We start from the raw sequence: 18,865 nt of genomic DNA on the forward strand, positions 1-18,865 counted from the left end.
GCCGAAAATTCTGCAATGTTGTAACTTTTTGATTTTTAAACTATCATAGCACCTATGAAAGTTATTGTTGTAGGAAATGGCGGACGAGAGCATACAATTGCATGGAAGTTAGCACAAAGCAATATTATTGAAGAAGTAATTTGTGTTCCAGGAAACGGCGGAACAGCCTTCGAAAAAAAATGCAGAAACATTGATTTTTCAAAATGCGAATATCTTAACGGCATTACAGGAAACGATGCGTACATAAAAGTTGCAAAGGAAAACAACTGTGAGCTTGCCGTTATCGGGCCGGAAAATCCGCTTGCAGAAGGACTTGCAGATTTATTTTGGAACGCAGGGATTCCAACTGTAGGACCAAAGTTTCAGGCAGCGCAACTTGAAGCAAGTAAAGACCTTGCAAAAGGATTCATGCACAAATACAACGTTGCCTGCGCAAAAAGCAAAACTTTCACTTCAAAAGAAGAAGCTCTTATATATATAAAAGAGCAAGGCGCGCCGATTGTTGTAAAGGCGGACGGACTTGCAGCCGGAAAAGGTGTTGTAGTTGCAAAGACTTTAGAGGAAGCTGAAAACGCAGTTGAGCAGCTTATGGACGGCTCTATCGCTGGAGAAGCCGGAAAAAAACTCGTAATTGAAGAATATCTTCGCGGAACTGAAATTTCAATTCTTGCGGCTGTAAGCGTTACAAAAGAATTTTCAGAGCAAGGAAAATCCTGCATAGTTCCATTCTTAAGCGCAAGAGACCACAAAAGGCTTTTCGACGGCGCAAAAGGTCCTAACACAGGCGGAATGGGCGCAATTGCTCCTGTTGATGACGCAACTCCTGCAATAATTTCCCAGTTTGAAAAAAATATTCTTGAACCAACATTAAAAGGTCTTGAGTCTGAAAATTATGACTACCGCGGATTTATTTTCTTCGGACTCATGCTTACAGAAGACGGACCAAAGTGCCTCGAATACAATGTGCGCCTTGGAGATCCTGAAACACAGGCTGTGCTTCCGCTCATGGACTTTGACTTTGCAAGCCTCTGCAAATCCATAACTGACGGTTCTTTAAAAGATTTCAAGCTTGAATGGAAAAAAGGATACCAAGTTGCTCCAGTCGCAGTAAGCGGCGGTTATCCAAAATCCTATAAAAAAGGATACAACATTATAATCAATGAAGAAAAAGTAAATGAATCCAATGCAAAAGTTTTTATAGCCGGCGCAATGGAAAACAGAAGAAGCCAAAGCCCGGACGACACAAAACTTGTAACTAGCGGCGGACGCGTTTTAGCCTGCTCTGCTTATGGAACGACTTTTGACGAAGCTTGGAAAAATGCCTATGAAGCAATGAGCGGAATAAAATTCAACGATATGTTCTACAGAAAAGACATAGGACTTCCGGGAGCCGCTGAATCTAATTAGCTTTGATTTTTACCTAATGTCATTATCGGGCTTGACCCGATAATACTTTTCTTAAACATTTATTCTCGCATCAAGTGCGAGAATGACAATGAAAATAGTTCTAGTCAAGCTGGAAATTCAAAATGTCAATGAAGGAAAATCATTCCTAAAATTCCAACAGGAATCAAGTAGCAGGCAAACCATTCAAGCCTGCCTTTTTTTATGAGCCGCATAAGCCAAGAAAGAGCAATGTATCCGCTTGCAAAAGCCGCCGCGCAACCTGCAATAACAGGTTCTGCTCCAATCGAAGATGAAACTTCACCCAAGTCTTTCAGCTCAAGAATAAACGCGCCCAAAATAGCCGGAATAGAAACAATAAATGAGAACTCACCGGCAACGTCCCGCTTAACTCCGCAAAAAAGAGAACCCGCAATTGTTGAGCCGCTTCTTGAAATTCCAGGCAAAGTTCCAATTCCCTGCGCGAGCCCAATCACCAAGGACTGTTTCCAGGACGGAGATTTCAAAGAAGTTTCAGAATAAGCCGAATGTTTTTTTTCAATAAGTGAAGAAAAAATCAAAAGCAAGGCTGTAACAATAAATCCAGCGCAAACAAGTTTTACAGAAATCTCAGAAATAACTTTTGAAGAAAAAATTCCAAGAACTCCGGTAACAAAAGTAGCAAGAATAATGGCAACAATGTATTTTGTGTCTTCGGATTTTTTTTCAATCTGGGCGGCGGAAGGATTTTTTATAGGAACAAAAATTCTTGCAAAACTGCAAATCAGCTCCCATATTTTTTTTCTAAAATACAAAACAACAGCAAGCAATGTTGCAACATGAAGAAACACATCAAACAAAAGCGGCACTTCTTCAAGTCCAAATAAATTCTGCGCGACAATCAAATGTCCAGAAGAAGAAATCGGCAGAAACTCGGCAATGCCCTGAAGAACACCCAAAACAATTCCTTGAAAAATTGACAATTTAAATCTCCAAAAATAAATTTTAGATACGCTAGCATTTTAGTTCATCTTGATTTTTCTGTCTATAAAAAGCTACGTTTAATTCCCACCATTTTCTTAGATTGAACACAGCGCGGAGTTTCATGTATAATAAAAAAAATGAACATAATGATAATCGGTGCAGGCTTTACTGGAGTTCAGCTGGCAAAACGCCTTATAAACGAAGGCAACATTGTAAAAATAATCGAAAGCAACGAAGACATTGTTGAGCACGTAAGCAATCGTCTTGACTGCCAAGTTATAAATGCGGACGGAAACAATCTTCAAGTTTTGGAAGAGCTTGAAATTGGAAAAATGGATGCGCTTGTAACTTTGACTGACAGCGATGAAATCAACATGATTACCTGTTCCCTTGTGGACGCCGTTTATCCAGACGTACTGAAAATTGCGCGTGTAAGAAACTACGCCTACTATGCAAACACAAACACAACAGCTCGCCAGCACGCGGAAACTTTCAAGGGAAATCACCGTCCGCTTTACGGAATTGACTACATGATTCATCCTGATGTAGAAGCCGCTCAGGCAATTGTAAAAGCTGTTGAGCATGGAGCAATAAGCGACATTGTTGATTTTGGTGAAAACGGAGATTTTGAAATCATTGCGCTTCAAATTGAAAAAGGAAGCAAACTCGATGGAGCCGCGTTAAAAAACATCCGCTCGCTTACAGACAAAAAATTTCTTATAGTTTATCAGGAAACAAAAGAAAAAGATTCAGACAACATGATTTCAGCCCTGCCATCCGGCGAAACAATTTTAAATGCAGGAGACAGAATCGGAATCATAATTGAAAAAGAAAACATTCCATTTATACTTGAGCTTTGCGGAATCAAGACAGACGCAATAAAAAAAATCGCTCTGGTTGGAATCGGAAGAATCGGAACAATCGTAGCAGACAAAATTATCGAAAAAGACAAGGTTTCATTTTTAAAAAAAATTTTCACTGGAACAAAAAATATTTCGCAGACATTCACAATCATAGACAGCGACAAAAATCTTTGCAAGGAAGCTGAAAAAAAATTTCCGCAGGCACAGATTTTCAACGCGGACATCACAGACGATGTTTTTATAGAAGAAGAAGGAATTCAAAAGTACAACCTTGTAATTTGCGCCACGCACAATCACGAACTGAACATGGTTGTTTCCGCTTACCTTGAATCTCTAGGCGTGGAAAAAACAATCGCGCTAGTTGCCCAGTCCCAGTTTGGAAACATAGCCAGAAAACTTGGAGTCGATGTTGCAATTCCTATGCGGGACACTTTGGTTGACTCAATTATAAGCCATCTGCACGGAAAATCAGTAACGGGAATTCATACAGTTTCAAACGGTGCATTTGAAATCGTGGAATGCGATTTGCCTTCATCAAGCAAGTTTATCGGCAAGCAGCTAAAAGACATCGCAAGTCCCGGCGAATATCTGATTCTCCTTGTAAAGAAAATTGGAAGTGAAAAATTTGAACTTCCGCAGGGAAACACAACATTTTCCGTGGGAGACCATCTGGTTATAATAGAAAAAACTGGAGATAAAAAGATTCTGGAAAAATTCAGCAAATAGGAACTTTCAATGGCATTTACACTTTGCATAATAATTTTTTTTATAATTTCAATAATCGGACTTTCATTCTCAATTCCAATCGCCACGGCAATTTTCTGCCATGAATATTTTGTAATTCCATCTTTTTTAATTCCGATGATTGCAAGCTTGATTCTAGGCGCAATGACACTGTTTTTTTTCCGCAACAAAAAATCAAGGCTTACAATAAGATCAAGTTTTGCAGCCGTCGCGCTCGCCTGGATTTCTGCAAGTTTATTCGGAGCGATTCCACTTTATTTTAGCGGAGCAATTCCAAATTTCACCGATGCATTTTTTGAAAGTGTAAGCGGATTTACAACAACAGGCGCAACGACTCTTTCCGAAATTGAAAAACTTCCGCGCAGCATAAATTTATGGAGATGCCTTTCACACTGGCTTGGCGGAATGGGAATTGTGGCACTTACGGTTGCGCTCATGCCAGTTCTTGGAGTCGGCGGATTTCAGCTTATAAAGGCGGAAACTACAGGTCCGGAAAAAGGAAAGTTCACGCCCAAAATAACAACCACCGCAAAAATTCTTTGGTTCATTTATCTTGGAATGACGCTCATTCAGACCGCTCTTTTAAAAATTGCGGGAATGGATTTTATAGACGCGCTTTGCCACGCATTTTCAACTTTGGGAACAGGCGGATTTTCTACAAGAAACGCAAGCATCGGCGCATACAATTCCGCCGCAATCGAATGGATTTGCTTTGTGTTTATGTTTTTAGCCGGAATAAATTTTTCGCTTTACTATTATTTTTTCACACGTAATTTCAGCGAAATAAAATGCAACTCGGAACTGAAAGCATATATCTGGATAAATATTATTTCAATCGCCGCAATCGCAGTTGCTCAGGCTTCTTCTTACGGCGGATTTTTTAAGTCGCTCAGATTTTCAGCATTTCAAACAGCAACCATTTTGACCACAACAGGTTTTTCCACAGCCGACTACACAAAATGGAAAAGCGCAAGTCAAATTGTAATTTTGATGCTTTTGTTCATAGGCGGAATGTCCGGCTCAACTGCCGGCGGAGTAAAAGTCATAAGATGGGTCGTGCTTTACAAGCAGTTCAAAAATGAAATACTAAAAATGATTCATCCGCACGGAGTTTTTTCAATCAGACTGAATCAGCAGACAGGAAGAAAAGATGTCGTTTTTTCAGTCTCGGCTTTTTTCTTTTTGTATTTTTCATTTGTGATTTTGACCGCATTTTTCACGTCATTTTTCGGACTTGATATGCAGACTTCCTTTACCGGAGCTTTAACAATGATCGGAAACTGCGGACCTGCATTCGGAGCGTTGGGACCAAGCAACAACTGTGGTTGGCTCGCTGCCCCTGTAAAATGGTGGTATAGTTTTGCAATGATTGCCGGTCGTCTGGAACTTTTTACACTCTTTATTTTCCTTACGCCAGCCTACTGGAAAAAATAAAAACTGCACTTGGTCGGCGTTCGCTTCGGTACTCGGTTCAGGTTTTCCATAAAAAATAAAGACCACACTTCATTTTAAGTGCGGTCTTGTACTTTAGCCAACTCCCGGACTTGAACCGAGTACCTGCTCGTTACGAGGGAGCTGCTCTACCAGGTGAGCTAAGTTGGCAAGTGAAAGAATGTTAGCAAAAATGGCTAAATCAGTCAACAGAAAATCCGCAGCCCGGCAAAGCGAGCCACGGACAATTTTATTAAAGAGGAATGTTTCCGTGTTTTTTTGCAGGAGATGAATTCTGTGTTTTTTGAGCAAGGAATTCAAGGCTGCGGGCAACACGTTGTCTTGTTTCTTCAGGATTTATAATTTCGCTGATATAATCACGCTGAGCAGCAATTGTCGGAGTCATAATTGTATCTTTATACTCCTGAGATTTCTGGGCAACAAGAGCAGCCTGAGCTGGATCTTTCATTTCCTTTGCATAAAGAATTCCAAGAGCACCTTCCGCACCCATTACAGCAATTTCAGCTTTTGGCCAGGCATAGACAAAGTCCGCGCCAAGATGCTTTGAGCACATTGCAATGTAAGCTCCGCCGTAAGCCTTGCGTGTAATAACTGTAACTTTTGGAACAGTCGCTTCGCTGTATGCGTAAATTACTTTTGCTCCATGACGGATAATTCCCTTTTGCTCTTCATCAGGGCCGGGCAAGAATCCCGGAACATCAACAAAAGTAACAAGCGGAACATTATAAGCGTCGCAGTAACGAACAAAGCGCGCAATCTTATCAGAAGCATCGCAGTTCAAAAGTCCACCCCAGACAGCCGGATTGTTAGCAACAACACCAACAGATTTTCCTTCAATTTTTGCAAAGCCGACAACTGCCATCTGAGCAAATTCTTTCATCACTTCAAAGAAACTGTCATCATCAACAACGCAGTCAATTACATTGCGGATGTCGTAGCCTTTTTTGCTTTCTTCTGGAAGAGCTTCTGCAATTTTCTTTGCCTTTTTCTTTTCGTCAAACTTGAATTTAGCTTCAGCAACAATTTCTTCGCCGTAATAATGCGGAATGTAGTCCAAAAGTTTTCTTACAGCTTCATAGCATTCTGGCTCTGAGGAAGCTCTAAAATGGGCAACGCCGCTTTTCTGAGCATGAATAGAAGCACCGCCCAAATCTTCCGCGGAAATATCAAGCGAAAGAACACTTTTTACAACTTTTGGTCCAGTGATAAACATCTGGCTGATTGTGTCAACTGCAAAAATAAAATCAGTGATTCCCGGTGAATAAACAGCACCGCCAGCGCAAGGTCCTACAATAATTGAAATCTGCGGAACAGTTCCAGATGCGCGCACATTCTGATAAAAAAGCTCGCCATAGCCGCAAAGAGCATCAACACCTTCCTGAATACGAGCTCCGCCTGAATCATTAAGACCGATAACCGGACACTTTGCCATAATCGCCTTATCAATGAGCTCCGCAATTTTCTGTCCATGAACTTTTCCAAGCGAGCCGCCCTGAACTGTAAAATCCTGAGCATAAATGGCAACTTTTTTTCCGTTGATTTTTCCAAAGCCAGTAATTACACCGTCATAAGGAATTTCTTTTTTGTCCATTCCAAAGCTTGTGCAAGTATGACGCGCCGCTGAATAAATTTCATAAAATGAGTCTTTGTCGCAAAGATTGTTGATTCTTTCAATAGCGTGAAATTTTCCCTTTGCGTGCTGTTTTTCAAGATTATAATTAGAAGCCATATTTCCTCCAAAAAACAAAACAATGCTTTATTTGCAAGCCAGTTCCAAATAAGAAACTTTTGCAACTGACTTCTTATAATATCGTGAATATTTTTCAAAGTCAATATGACAAAAAACGTAAAACTGTCATTTCATTTATTGGCAGGCTTTACAAACACAAGGCTCTGTTCTTCCACATATTTTTCAGCATCTTTGATTTCTTGGTCGGAAGGAATAAAATCATATTCTTGGCGCAAAACAGAAGCGCAGGCAAAAACATCACCGCCGCATTTTTCCATTGCAGCAGAATATTCCGCCTTTAGCTCGCTGAATTTAAAAAAGTTGCTTTCAATTTCAGTTTGAATATCAAAAATAATCCAGCGGTCTTTTTTAAATTTCAGGGAAACTTTTTCTTTTTGAAGCGAAACACAAAGGCTGTCTTCTCCAAGCGAATCAAAAATAAAGAATTCAACTTGGTATTCTTTTTTTTCTCCCGGGAAAACTTTCTGTCCGCTTTCTTCCAAAATAGCAGGCGGCTTTTCTTTTCTGCGCTGACCTTTAAAGAAAGTTCTGCAAGGATTTCCATCAACTGTGAAATTTGAAATTCCATAAATATTGTGGCTAAGCTGATTTTTTACAAGCCAGACAGAAGGTGGAACAAGGTCGTTACCGGCATTGTACATTGAACTTGTTTTTCCTGTAACAAAAATATTTGCAAGCCGGTCTACTCTGCCACCAAGAGATTTTGCAGAACTTGCCCGAGCTGAATCCACGTCCAGCAAATTTACCGCGCTGTAGTACATTTCCACCGTTTGAAGCGAAGTCAGCCCTTTTGTAGTCCGCTTTTCACAAAAAGTCCCGTAAAGCGAAACCGCAACCGCAATTGCAAAAATAAAAACCGCAATGCAAATTTTTATCGCCGTGGATTTTATACTAAGCCATCTTTTTGCACGGATTTTCTTTTCTTGGCGCAAAAGAAATTTATGGGACTCTTCATTAAATTTTTTCAAATCCGAAGAAGAAGGCTCTTTTAATTCAAGAGCGGAAAATTCTTCTTTGGGGAACGAGCAATATTTGCCTGCAAAAGCGTTTTCTGTAAACAAAAGAATTTTTTCATCAACTCCAAAAACCGCATGGCGCAACGGACAGTAATTTAAATCCCTGATATCAATTTCCCTTGCAGAAGCAGATTTTTCAGCAAACGGAACTTTTCCACAAATAGCCTTGTAAACAATTGCCGCCTGCAAAAAGCGCACCGCAGTTTTTCCAGAAAACACAGGATTCAAATAGCTTCCATATAAATCTGAAAAATTTTCTTCCCCAAGCGACGACAAAGAAATTTCAATCAAATTCTTAGGCAAAAATAGTACTTTGGAAAAATCCTTGGAAACAATAATTCCACCTGCGCCAACCAAAGAAAGAGCTGACTTGCTTTCATCCAAAGCATCAAGCGCATTGCAGACAAGCGAACAGGCTTTTATAGACTCTTCTTTCTCCAAGGATTCTAAATATTCACTAAGCACAAATCCATAAAAGCAAGAGCCTTCAAGAAAAACAGTCTCATCTTTGTCTTGCGCAAATTCTTTTAAATCCGCAGAAGAAACTGTGCTTTCAAAACTCCATAAAGAGAAATTCCAAGTTTCGCCATTGAGCTCAGCAAGAAGTCCGTTTTCCCTGATTTTTCCGGCAAATCCAGCTTTTACAAAAACATTACCAGACATCCGGCTGTCTAAAAAAATTTTTTCGCCTTGAAGAAAAACTGGGATAGAACTCATTGACGTTTCCCATCTGAACTATACAAATATTTAAAGTAGTCCATTTTTGTGCTGTAGGTAACATCAAAATTGCCAATTGTATTTTTGTACGACTCAAGACTTTTCCAGAACTCGTAGAACTTAGGATCACGCGTGTAAGACTGAGTGTAAATTGCCGCGGCTTCCGCATCAGCCTTTCCTTTTGTCTCCTCGCTTTTTCTGTAGGCTTCTGATTCTATCGTACGCTTTTCGTTTTCAAGCTTTCCAAGCCACTCGGATTTTTTTCCTTCGCCAAGAGAACGGTACGCCTGGGCCACTTGGTTGCGCTCCTTAATCATTCTGTTGTAAACGCTTTCTGTAAGCTCGTCAGAATATTTTATCTGGCGCGGAACAATGTCAATCAATTCGATTCCATATTCGCCAACCATTTTTCTTGCATCGTCAGCCATTTCCTGGCAAAGTGCGCTTCTTCCCTTGGAAACACTTTCGTTGTTTGAATTCACATTCACCAAAGCTTCAATTTCCGCGCTGTCCTCGCCTTCGATTCCTGCAAGCTGATTTGAATCCGCACTGTCTTTTTCTTCGTTTATAAGATTGCTGCTTCTTACAATTTCGCTAAGCCGGTTGCGTGTGATAATTGTCCTAGTTGAAGAATCAATTACATCGCTAAGCTTGTTGTACGCCGCATCCAAAGTCTTGAACGACTGATAAAACAACGCAGGATCTGAAATTTTCCAGCGGCTTGTAGTGTCCACAATTATAAACTGATTTTCCTTTGTGGGAATGCGGGCCTGATCACCTTCAAGCGAAAGAATTTTTGCAGGATAAAAAGTAACAACATCAAGAAAAGGAATCTTAAAATAAAGCCCGGTAGAAGTGCAGGATTTTACAATCTGACCAAACCTTGTAACAACAGCCTGATCACCTTCGTTCACGATATAAAAAGGACCTGCCGCAAGCAAAATCACAACGGCAGCAACAAATGCCGCAAGTCTAAGATAAAATTTATTCTGTTTTGCCATTTTTTCCTCCAAGATTCTTAAACGGAAGCACATTGTCAAGACCGCTGTCTATCAAAGCCGGATTCTTTTCTGCGCCGGAAGCAAAAATTTCTTCCATAGTTTCAAGGTAAAGACGTTCCCTTGTAACTGCAGGAGCTTTTCTGTATTCCTCATAAACTGAATTGAACCTTGCGACATCGCCTTTTGCCTTGTTCACACGTTCAGCCGCATAGCCGTCCGCCACTTGAATCTGACGGTCAGCCTCGCCCTTTGCCTTTGGAATTTCTGAATTGTAGCTTTCTTTTCCTTCATTTATAAAGCGGTTCATGTCCTGAATAGCCTTGTTCACGTCCTCAAACGCATCCTGAACTCCTTCCGGCGGAACAATATTCTGAAGCTTAACCGCAAACACATTTATTCCAAGCCCAAGCTGCGAAAACTGCTCGTTCATCATGGAAACCGCAAGATTTTCAATGTTGCTTCGCTCGCTGCTCATAACATCCAAAATCGCCCGGTCGCCAACCAAAGTATTGATTACAGAACGGCTTATATCGCGGATTGTCTGATCTTTTTCCTGAACCGTAAAAAGCCAGGCACGCGGATCAACAATCCTGTACTGAATAATCCATTCAACATCCACGATATTCAAATCGCCGGTCAGCATAGTTGATTCACGCGTAATATTATTCTGATACTGATTTACAGAGCCGCTTTTTGTGGTTTTAAATCCGAACTGCTCCGTCTGGACAACTTTGTTTCCCGGAACAATAAATTTTTTGTCTATAAACGGAATTTTATACTGAAGCCCCGGTCCCAAAGTAGCATAATATCTTCCAAACCGAGTGATTACAGCCTGCTCCGCCTGATCAACAACAAAAAGACTAGAGCCTGCCGACGCAAGCAAAATAACTCCTGCAATAACTGCCACAACATAAGATGGCTTTTTAAAAAAACTCCTGATTTTTACTTCCAAATCTGACATAAATATAAATTAATGCAAATCCGCTTAAAAAACAACGGTATCTATCAGCAAATTTTTTATATTTTCAATGTCTTTTCATTAAATTCCAAATTTTGTGTAAAACATACTTCTGATATTTTGAAATTCAATTCCCGATTTGACAGCAAAAACAACCCACTGTTTTTTTCTCCAATAATTCCATCTTTAAACATAGCCTCTTACATATAATTGTTCATTCTTATACCCTTGCAAAGAAATGCGGAACAGGAAAAACGGCAGTGTTCCATGGCAGAAAAGTGAGCCTTTCTTAGTCCGCGGCTAATGCTATATTCAGTTAAAAATTAACTTAAAATTGTTTTGTTTTTAACTTAAAAATATTTTAAAATTAAGTTGATTTCGTTTTGATTTTAACTTAAAAACATTTTGAAATTAACTTAATTTCGTTTTCTTTTTAAGTTTATTTCATTATTAAATCAAATTGATTTTTCCATATCTCTCTATATTCTCCTTTGCTCCGAAAGGCTCCCCAAGATTTAAACATAAGGAGGCTAAGAGATGAAAAAGACTCTTATCGCGGTCGCAGCGGCTGCCGCACTTACAGCAACTTCTGCTTTCGCAGAAATCACATTTGGAGCATGGCTTCGTGTTCTTGCTTCTCCAGTAGCACACAACGGCGAAGACGCAATGGTTGGCGTTGCAAACTCATGGGGATGGGGCGCACGTACAGCTCGTATCAACATCAACGGAACTTCTGAGGACGGAAAGGCCGGATTCGTAATGGGCGTTTACAACGACTTTGAGAGCGGACTCGGAGATGGCGATGACGCTTACCTTTGGGTTAAGCCTGTTGACACTGTAAAAGTTTCTGTAGGTAAGTTCGACTCACCTACAAACGGACTCCGCGGCGACTTCTGCTACGGCTCATGGAACTGGCTCAGACCTTATAACTGGGCTTATGACGGCGAAGGACTCACATTCGACGGAATCTGGAGAAGCGGTATGATGCTCGAAGCAGATCCAATCGAAGGACTCCATGCGTTCGCAGTTATCCCAATGTCTGCAACTTACAAGAAAGCTGAAGATGTATACAAGAACATCCAGGTTGGATTCGGATATGCAATCGAGGGTGTAGGTAAGCTCAAGGCACAGTACATTGGTGATTACTCAAAGAAAGATGACAAAGCTGCTGCTGCACATGGCAATTACATCTGGGCTAACACAACAGATGACGAAGGAAATCCTAAATTTGATGCAACAAAGGCAACAGCTCCTACATGGACTGCAGTAGAATCAACAGATGCTGTACCGGCTAATGATGATGTAATGACAACTGGACAGATTGGAGTTGCATTCGATCTTACAGCAGTTGAAAATCTTTATGTAACAGTTGGGGCAAGATTCGGAATTGCTGACAAGGATTACAGAAAAGACTACCTCAAGATGGCATTCACAGCTGGCGCTTCTTACCAGGTTTCAGAGCAGATGAAGTTCTCTGTAGACGGTGGATATGTTCAGTATCAGGATGACTGTGTTGCAAGAGACGGTGAACTTGTTGACAATGTGTTCTTTGTTGGTGCTGGTGTAGACTATGCAATCATGGACGGTCTTAGCTTGGCTGCTGATGTTCGCTACATGAGCAATGCAAAAGCTGCAGAAAAGCCATATGACATCAAAGCTTATGGTAAAGACAGTGATGAAGGCGCAATCAGCTTCCTCGTTGGAGTTAACAAGTCTGTTGGAAGCAATGGTTCTCTTGGTGTTGGATTCCAGGGCGCAACAAACGGTTGCGGATTCACATGGGGAACACCAGGTGAAAAAGGTGATGGCGTAGGCGGACTCAAGGCTAACGCAGCCGATGACTTCGTATGGGCAATCCCAGTATCTGTAAGCGTTTGGTTCTAGTCGATAAAACGAAGCTGGCTTCGTTTTACCTCTGCTAGTTTGCCTTGCAAGCTAGCGGTGGTACTGACCAAAGCATAGGCCTCCCGGAAGGGAGGCTTTTTTGTGTTTAAATGGGGAATACAATGTTCCCTGTTATTATCTGACTTGCTCCTGCGATGCTTCTGAAAGATACTCAGTTGATAATCTATTTCAGTTTTATAAAGCAAATGCTGTCCTGTTTATGGTTAAAAAATCCTTTTCCTGTAATGCATTATTGAGTATATGTTTATTATAGTATACATTATAGGTATGTATCAAATTTTTAAAACGGAAAACTACTTAAAGTGGTTCAAGAAACTGCGCGACAACACGGCAAAGTATGCAATCATTTTAAGAATAGAACGTCTTAAAAACGGCAACTTCGGCGATTCTAAAAGCGTGGGTGAAAAAGTTTTTTGAATTGCGAATTGATACTGGAAAAGGATATAGAGTTTATTTTACAAATAAAGATAAGGAAATTATTATTCTTTTAGTCGGAGGAAACAAATCCACGCAAGAAACTGATATACAAAAGGCTAAGGAATTGGCAAAGGATGTCTGAATCATGGAAAAAATAAAGCTTACAGCTTACGACGCGGCTGAATTTTTGGGCACAGAGAAACTTCAGAAAGGCTACCTTGACTATGTGGCGAAAGAAGGCACGCCGGAAGAGCTAATTGAAGCAATAAAGACAGTCGCAAGGGCAAAAGGAATGTCCAAGACCGCAAAGGAAACTGGAATTTCCCGCAGCGGACTTTACAAAGCCCTATCTCCAGACGGAAATCCGACAATAGACACATTGATTAAAATTGCAAAGTCAATAGGATACAATCTGAATATCTCCTTTTCTCCAATAAAGACAAACTGCTGATAGCTCCGAGCTTCTTGCAGAAAAAAAACACACATCCATAAGCACAAAAAAGGCTGCCCAAAGCTGGACAGCCTTTTTGCATTACTAAACTAAGTGCAAATTGCAGCTAGAATTAGAAGCTGAATGTGAAGACAACTGGAACGCACCACATGAATCCATCGTGTGCTTTGCCCTTGTCGTCTTTTCCAGCAGGGATTTCTGAGAATCCTATGCCGTTTGTAATACCCTCAAATCCTACTCCAAGAGAGCCGTTGCTGAAGCCTTTTGAAACGCCTACGAGGAAAGAAACTGCGTCGTCTTTTCCGTCAACCTTAATACCATTCTTGCTGTACTTTGTCTCGCTTATGTAGCGTACATCAGTGTTCAATGTAAGACCGTCCATAACTACATAGTCTACACCGGCGCCGATTCCCCATTTTGGATCAAAGCCAGAGTTCTTGAAGAGTTTTACACCGCCAGCAAGAGAAACCTTCATGGCATCTGAAACCTGGTAACCAGCATTCAATGCGAAGTATGCCTTGTTCTTTGCTCCGCCCCACTCGCCAAAACTTTTTTTGCTGAAGTCGATATCACCAACTTTATAGTCTTCATCAACGATGTCGAATTTTGCACCAATTGCAAGGTTCAAGTTTTCAACTGCTGTAAGGTTAAATGCAACACCGATTTTTCCTGTGTAGTCGCTTTTCTTGTTTCCTACTTTTGTTTCTTCGCTTACACCAGTCCAAAGAACTTTTAAAGTTCCTGTTCCGTCGATTGTATACGCTGCACCAATCTGTGTCTTTTTATAGATGTCATAGGCATCCTGGATGTATGTTCCAGTCTTAAGGAACGGAATGTTTGCCATTACCTTTAGACCTTCAATAGGTGTAACTTCTGCAATGAAGCCGTCTCCAGACTTTTTGTCCATGATTGCGTCATCACCGTTGAAGAACAAATCTGTTGTTCTTGAAGGACGCAGCCAGTCCCATGCTCCGAAGCCGCTTCCCTGTCTGAATCCGTTGTCGCCGTCGTCAAAATATCCGACAGAAAGCTTTACCATGTCAATAGGTTTTACCCAGAGAACAGAGCGATCTCCGTGGCTAATCTTGTCTTCGCCTGCCTGATCACGGATTTCAAATGTGTATCCTGCAGTTCCTTCTTCATTGACACCGTTTACACCAAGTCCGGCAGTACGGGCAGCTGAGCCCCATGCCTGTGTAAGACCTGCTTTGTAGTCCTCGCCATCATTTGCTACAGGTACGAGAACTGCCTTTGTCCACATGCCAAATGTGATTTCTGCGAAAGCAGAAGTAGCTGTAAGTGCGGCAGCCGCTGCGACCGCGATAAGAGTCTTTTTCATCTCTTAGCCTCCTTATTTTTTGCGATACCATACGATATCATATCGTTATTCTACCCCAAGAAAATCTATAAGTCAACAAAAAAATTAAATTTTTGTAACCTTTAGAACTGCCTACGGTTTGTAGAATCAACGCTATATTTTCGGCAAATTCCGCGGAATTCTTTAGCGGAATCTACGGCTTGCTACCCATTGGCAAGTTTTTTCACCTGCTCCAACGAAAGTCCAGTGCACTTTGCAACCACTTCCGGCGCAATCTTTTCCGCAAGCAGTTTTTTTGCAGTTTCTTCAACTTTTTCAGCTGCCATTTCCTTTGCTATGGTTTTTGCAAGCTGCTCGGATTTTTCTTTTACCTGGATTCGCATTTCCTGTTCCCACGTCATAAACCTATGCCTCCATTGCGCATTTGTCTTGGCGTACCTCACTTTTTGCTCAAGCTGGTCTGTAAAGTCCGAGGCCGCATTCAGTCCGTTAAGGAATTTAAAGAATTCCCTTAGGCTTTCCGTGGGCATTTTATCATATTTTGAAGCGTTAAAGAAGACTTTGTGAGTTCCGTCATTTAATAAAACTTCAGAATCCTGCTTGCAAACCTGATGAAAATCATATACGGGAAGTCCGTTGCCAAAGGCATCTTCCATGCACAGAAAAATCACATAGCTTTCATTAAGCTCGCTGTAATCCGCGCCGGAAACAAGGCTGTCAACGTCCATAAGACCTTGGTAATACCTTGCGCGCTTGGCAAGATTCGTTCTGTTTGTAGTCTGAATTTCAATATCAAAGCAGCGTCCTGTTCCGTCCTTTACATAGACATCAAACCGGATTCCCTTTGAATCGTAGTCAACTTTAAAGCTTCGTTCAGCCACAGGAATTTCAATCCGTTCAATTTTTATGTTCAGCAGAAGTTCCAAAAGCTCCTTGCACAAGTCCGGGTTTGCCGTCATGACTTTGCAAAAGATAAAGTTGTCAGCCAGTGTCGCTCGTTCCCATTTTTCCGCGGGAGTCAGTTCATGCATTTCTTCCATAAATCCTCCGCATATTTAATTGCAGAAAATTATCAAAAAAATGCAGATTAAATGGGGAAATTAGTTTTTTAACAAGGCAAGAATTATTGTTGAGGCGGCAAGCAATATCAAAAACACAGTATAAACTGCATTAAACCATTTCTTCTTGCCTTTGTTAACTATAAGCATTACAAATCCAAGCAAAGTTGCAATGCAGGTAAGGAGGCAGAGATTTACTGTTGCTATTAGGTTTTTAGAAATGGTTTCTCTTGCAAATGCCTGGATATTCACGCTTACAAGTGTAAATATTGAAACAAAAACGCCCATTATTGTAAGAACATTTCCATAAATCTTTTCTTTTAAAGATTCAAGATCTTCTTTTGCGTCTTTGTATTCCTTCATAAGCTTGTCGTATTCAGGCTGATATTTTCCAACTCCTACAAAGTCTTTTTCGTTTCTGAATGAAGCTCCGTGCTGCTTGTCGTAAGTCTGCTCAGGGATTTCCTTTAGTTCTTCAAAAACAATCTGTGCAATTCCAAATCCCTTAGAAATTGTAAGAACCGAGTCAGAAATATTTTGAACGCGTAAAAAGCAGAATGTTCTGTGCCCCGGAATATATTGCGGACCGTCAACTTTAAGTCCCATTCTCATAACTGAATTTCTTTCAATAATCCGAGCGGTCAGTTGAGGCGGAAGTTCTATTTCTTCATTTGATTTTATGTAAACCACGTCTCCCGGTTTCAGTTCAAAAGACAAAACGGTATTTTTTTGAGAGTCATATACGCAATCAACAGAAAGTTCGTAGGCAATTCCTTTTAAGTTTTCTTCTTTATAACCTGAAACAATGAGTTTTCCCTGCGAAACCAGTTCTTTTATATTTTTGTCAACTAAAAGCATAAAAACCTCTTTGATATGGATTTAAGTATATTCCCTATCATTTTTATTTTCAACAGTTGTGCGCTCTTTCAGTTTTTTAATTTCCGATTTTCCATCTGTTGCCTTCGCGGACAAACCGTTTGGCGTTCACTTCGATTACACGGCCGTCTTCTCCAAGCATTTTTACCATGGAAGTTATGGGGTTCACTTCAATTACGCGGAAATTTGTATCGTCGTAAAAAAGTCTTATGCCTTCATTCGGGAGCTTTTTGCGTGCCTCGGAATACCAGTCGTACTCATAGCTAAGGCAGCACAAAAGTCGTCCGCACTGTCCGCTGATTTTCATGGAATTCAGGCTTAGGTTTTGTTCCTTTGCCATTTTTATGCTTACAGGCCGGAGTTTGTCGCTTATGCTGTTGCAGCAGTAAGGCCGTCCGCACACTCCAAGCCCTCCTGTAATTCGGCATTCATCGCGCACTCCAATCTGGCGCAGTTCAATTCGCATTTTAAAGATTGAAACAAGGTCTTTTACAAGCTCGCGGAAGTCAACCCTGTTATCGCTGGAAAAGAAGAACAAGGCTTTTTGCTCGCCCACAAGAAAGTGCACGGAAATAAGTTTCATGTCCAGATGATGATGCTCTACTTTTTCACGGAATACTTTGAATGCGGACTTTTCAGTTTCTGCAAGTGAAGAAGCTTTTTCAAGGTCGTCATTGTTTGCCTTGCGCGCAATCTGCACAACGTCGCCCGGCTTTATTCCAACGGGAACTTTTGAAATTCCAAGGTTTTCTGCAAGGTCAAGCCCGTAGCGTGTGGGAACAATCACTTTGTCGCCGTCGTTCAGCTTTCCGCCGGGAAACGTGGCGTAAATCCCTTCAAATGAATACACCAGCTTAAGCTTGTAAAGTTCTTTGGGAAAAACAAAATTCCTTGAGTCAGTGCTTTCTGATTCCTGCAAGTCTTCAAGAGAGGCAAGATCTTCATTTTCTTCATATATATCGCTTTCAAAAATATCAGACATAAAAACTCCAATTGTCTTAGTTTATCAATTATGACGCCATAAGGTCTACAAGCAGGCCGCTGATTTCGTTTACCCGGGCAAGCATTGCGAACGCTTCCCTGTGCGAACTTAAAAGCCAGTTTGCCATTTCGTCCAGTTTCTGATTTATGACCACAATCTTGAACTGCGGATCAAGCGGCTTTCCTTTTCTTGTGAATCCGCGCCGTTCTCTTTTTTTTACTTCAAAGTTGTTTTTTGCAAGGTATCTTAAAAACTGTGACACTTTTTTTCTGTAGTCAGCGAATTCTTCCGGCGTCTGCTTTTCCTTTAGGCGGTCCGCCGCCATGTCGGCCTGATCTTTTAAATAAATTGCAGCGTCTTCCGTGTCCAGCCCCGCAATTTCCTTAGGGAAGCCGTCTTTTTGCAGAGCGAATTCTTCCCGGGTCTTTTCCATTGCGCTGGAAAAAAGTTTCCGCCTTGTTTTGTCTGTTTTCTGGGATTTTTCGTCTTTTTGGGCTTTTTGAGCCTGAGCATTCGCTATGGAAGCTGCTGCGGAAAAATACAGGCTTGAAGATGTGCCTTCAACTTCCATTTTAAATCCTTATGGACATTGAAGAAATCGCCTTCATGTTTTCCTGCCGTGAAACTGCGGATGCAAATTCCGCGCTGTCTGAAAGTGAAATGCAGTGGCCGTGCAAAACAACATTTTCTTCTGAAACAAGTTTTTTTGTCTGCAAGTCTCCAATCACCACGCTTGAAGAAAGAAGCTTTATAAAGTCCGGCGCAACAATGTCGCCCAGAACTATTCCGCCTATGACCGTTATGGATTTTGCTTTTATGTTTCCGCGGATTCTGGCATTTTCACCGATTATAACATTTCCGGTGGCTTCTATATTTCCGTCAATATCGCCGTCAATACGGGCAAATCCGTTTATCTTGACATCGCCTTTTACAGAAGAGCCTGTGCCAAGGATGCTGTTAATGGAAATATTGTCGTTAAAAATAGCCATA

18 protein-coding genes and 1 tRNA gene are annotated in these 18,865 nt (G+C 41.0%); 7 read left to right on the forward strand and 12 right to left on the reverse strand.

What is annotated here, in order from left to right; genetic code table 11:
* The first annotated feature begins 54 nt into the window (after positions 1 to 54).
* Entirely contained in the window at positions 55 to 1,407 is a 1,353-nt protein-coding gene (gene purD, locus TRESU_RS11650; RefSeq protein WP_013702405.1) for a phosphoribosylamine--glycine ligase, read from the forward strand.
* A 125-nt stretch (positions 1,408 to 1,532) separates the two neighbouring features.
* On the opposite strand, the gene TRESU_RS11655 is transcribed toward purD, so the two are convergent.
* Positions 1,533 to 2,366, reverse strand: coding sequence for an undecaprenyl-diphosphate phosphatase (locus TRESU_RS11655; protein ID WP_013702406.1), 834 nt, complete (start codon positions 2,364 to 2,366; stop codon positions 1,533 to 1,535).
* A gap of 138 nt (positions 2,367 to 2,504) precedes the next feature.
* Here TRESU_RS11655 and TRESU_RS11660 point away from each other — a divergent pair, with 138 nt between their 5' ends.
* On the forward strand, positions 2,505 to 3,956 hold the full coding sequence (locus tag TRESU_RS11660; protein WP_013702407.1) for an NAD-binding protein: 1,452 nt from the start codon (positions 2,505 to 2,507) through the stop codon (positions 3,954 to 3,956).
* Positions 3,957 to 3,965: 9 nt separating this feature from the next.
* A complete protein-coding gene (locus tag TRESU_RS11665) occupies positions 3,966 to 5,408 on the forward strand; it encodes a TrkH family potassium uptake protein (RefSeq protein ID WP_013702408.1) in 1,443 nt (480 codons plus the stop codon).
* A 95-nt stretch (positions 5,409 to 5,503) separates the two neighbouring features.
* On the opposite strand, the gene TRESU_RS11670 is transcribed toward TRESU_RS11665, so the two are convergent.
* The 5 genes from TRESU_RS11670 to hflK form a co-directional block, all read right to left on the reverse strand.
* Positions 5,504 to 5,576, reverse strand: a tRNA-Thr gene (locus TRESU_RS11670).
* 82 nt (positions 5,577 to 5,658) lie between these two features.
* Entirely contained in the window at positions 5,659 to 7,155 is a 1,497-nt protein-coding gene (locus TRESU_RS11675; RefSeq protein ID WP_013702409.1) for an acyl-CoA carboxylase subunit beta, read from the reverse strand.
* A gap of 131 nt (positions 7,156 to 7,286) precedes the next feature.
* Positions 7,287 to 8,909: a hypothetical protein gene (locus TRESU_RS11680; RefSeq protein ID WP_013702410.1), complete on the reverse strand. Its 1,623-nt coding sequence runs from the start codon at positions 8,907 to 8,909 to the stop codon at positions 7,287 to 7,289.
* Entirely contained in the window at positions 8,906 to 9,910 is a 1,005-nt protein-coding gene (gene hflC / locus TRESU_RS11685) for a protease modulator HflC (protein WP_013702411.1), read from the reverse strand. Before hflC ends, TRESU_RS11680 begins: the two co-directional genes overlap by 4 nt.
* Positions 9,894 to 10,871 carry an FtsH protease activity modulator HflK gene (gene hflK / locus TRESU_RS11690; protein WP_013702412.1) on the reverse strand — a complete coding sequence of 326 codons (978 nt, stop codon included), beginning with the start codon at positions 10,869 to 10,871 and terminating at the stop codon, positions 9,894 to 9,896. Before hflK ends, hflC begins: the two co-directional genes overlap by 17 nt.
* 534 nt (positions 10,872 to 11,405) lie before the next feature.
* On the opposite strand from hflK, the gene TRESU_RS11695 reads away from it, so the two are divergent.
* From TRESU_RS11695 to TRESU_RS11705, 4 genes are all read left to right on the forward strand, one after another.
* Positions 11,406 to 12,752, forward strand: coding sequence for a hypothetical protein (locus TRESU_RS11695; RefSeq protein WP_013702413.1), 1,347 nt, complete (start codon positions 11,406 to 11,408; stop codon positions 12,750 to 12,752).
* Between the two features lie 288 nt (positions 12,753 to 13,040).
* On the forward strand, positions 13,041 to 13,190 hold the full coding sequence (locus tag TRESU_RS15675; RefSeq protein ID WP_245535676.1) for a type II toxin-antitoxin system RelE/ParE family toxin: 150 nt from the start codon (positions 13,041 to 13,043) through the stop codon (positions 13,188 to 13,190).
* The gene (locus TRESU_RS15680; protein WP_245535677.1) at positions 13,174 to 13,332 is read left to right on the forward strand and encodes a type II toxin-antitoxin system RelE/ParE family toxin; all 159 of its coding nucleotides are present in this window, start codon (positions 13,174 to 13,176) and stop codon (positions 13,330 to 13,332) included. Before TRESU_RS15675 ends, TRESU_RS15680 begins: the two co-directional genes overlap by 17 nt.
* Before the next feature lie 3 nt (positions 13,333 to 13,335).
* The gene (locus TRESU_RS11705; RefSeq protein ID WP_013702414.1) at positions 13,336 to 13,641 is read left to right on the forward strand and encodes an addiction module antidote protein; all 306 of its coding nucleotides are present in this window, start codon (positions 13,336 to 13,338) and stop codon (positions 13,639 to 13,641) included.
* A gap of 112 nt (positions 13,642 to 13,753) precedes the next feature.
* Here TRESU_RS11705 and TRESU_RS11710 read toward each other — a convergent pair whose 3' ends face one another.
* The 6 genes from TRESU_RS11710 to TRESU_RS11735 all read right to left on the reverse strand — a co-directional run bounded on the left by TRESU_RS11710 (position 13,754) and on the right by TRESU_RS11735 (position 18,864).
* Positions 13,754 to 14,980 (reverse strand): hypothetical protein, encoded by a 1,227-nt coding sequence (locus TRESU_RS11710; RefSeq protein WP_013702415.1) that lies wholly within the window; start codon positions 14,978 to 14,980, stop codon positions 13,754 to 13,756.
* A gap of 182 nt (positions 14,981 to 15,162) precedes the next feature.
* The gene (locus TRESU_RS11715; protein WP_013702416.1) at positions 15,163 to 15,999 is read right to left on the reverse strand and encodes an Rpn family recombination-promoting nuclease/putative transposase; all 837 of its coding nucleotides are present in this window, start codon (positions 15,997 to 15,999) and stop codon (positions 15,163 to 15,165) included.
* Positions 16,000 to 16,059: 60 nt separating this feature from the next.
* A complete protein-coding gene (locus TRESU_RS11720; protein ID WP_013702417.1) occupies positions 16,060 to 16,875 on the reverse strand; it encodes a dCTP deaminase in 816 nt (271 codons plus the stop codon).
* Positions 16,876 to 16,951: 76 nt separating this feature from the next.
* Positions 16,952 to 17,875 carry a PSP1 domain-containing protein gene (locus TRESU_RS11725; protein ID WP_013702418.1) on the reverse strand — a complete coding sequence of 308 codons (924 nt, stop codon included), beginning with the start codon at positions 17,873 to 17,875 and terminating at the stop codon, positions 16,952 to 16,954.
* Positions 17,876 to 17,903: 28 nt separating this feature from the next.
* Positions 17,904 to 18,446 (reverse strand): YaaR family protein, encoded by a 543-nt coding sequence (locus tag TRESU_RS11730; protein WP_013702419.1) that lies wholly within the window; start codon positions 18,444 to 18,446, stop codon positions 17,904 to 17,906.
* A gap of 1 nt (position 18,447) precedes the next feature.
* Positions 18,448 to 18,864: a bactofilin family protein gene (locus TRESU_RS11735; RefSeq protein WP_013702420.1), complete on the reverse strand. Its 417-nt coding sequence runs from the start codon at positions 18,862 to 18,864 to the stop codon at positions 18,448 to 18,450.
* Position 18,865: the final 1 nt, after the last annotated feature.

This window comes from Treponema succinifaciens DSM 2489 (assembly GCF_000195275.1).
Classification (GTDB): domain Bacteria; phylum Spirochaetota; class Spirochaetia; order Treponematales; family Treponemataceae; genus Treponema_D; species Treponema_D succinifaciens.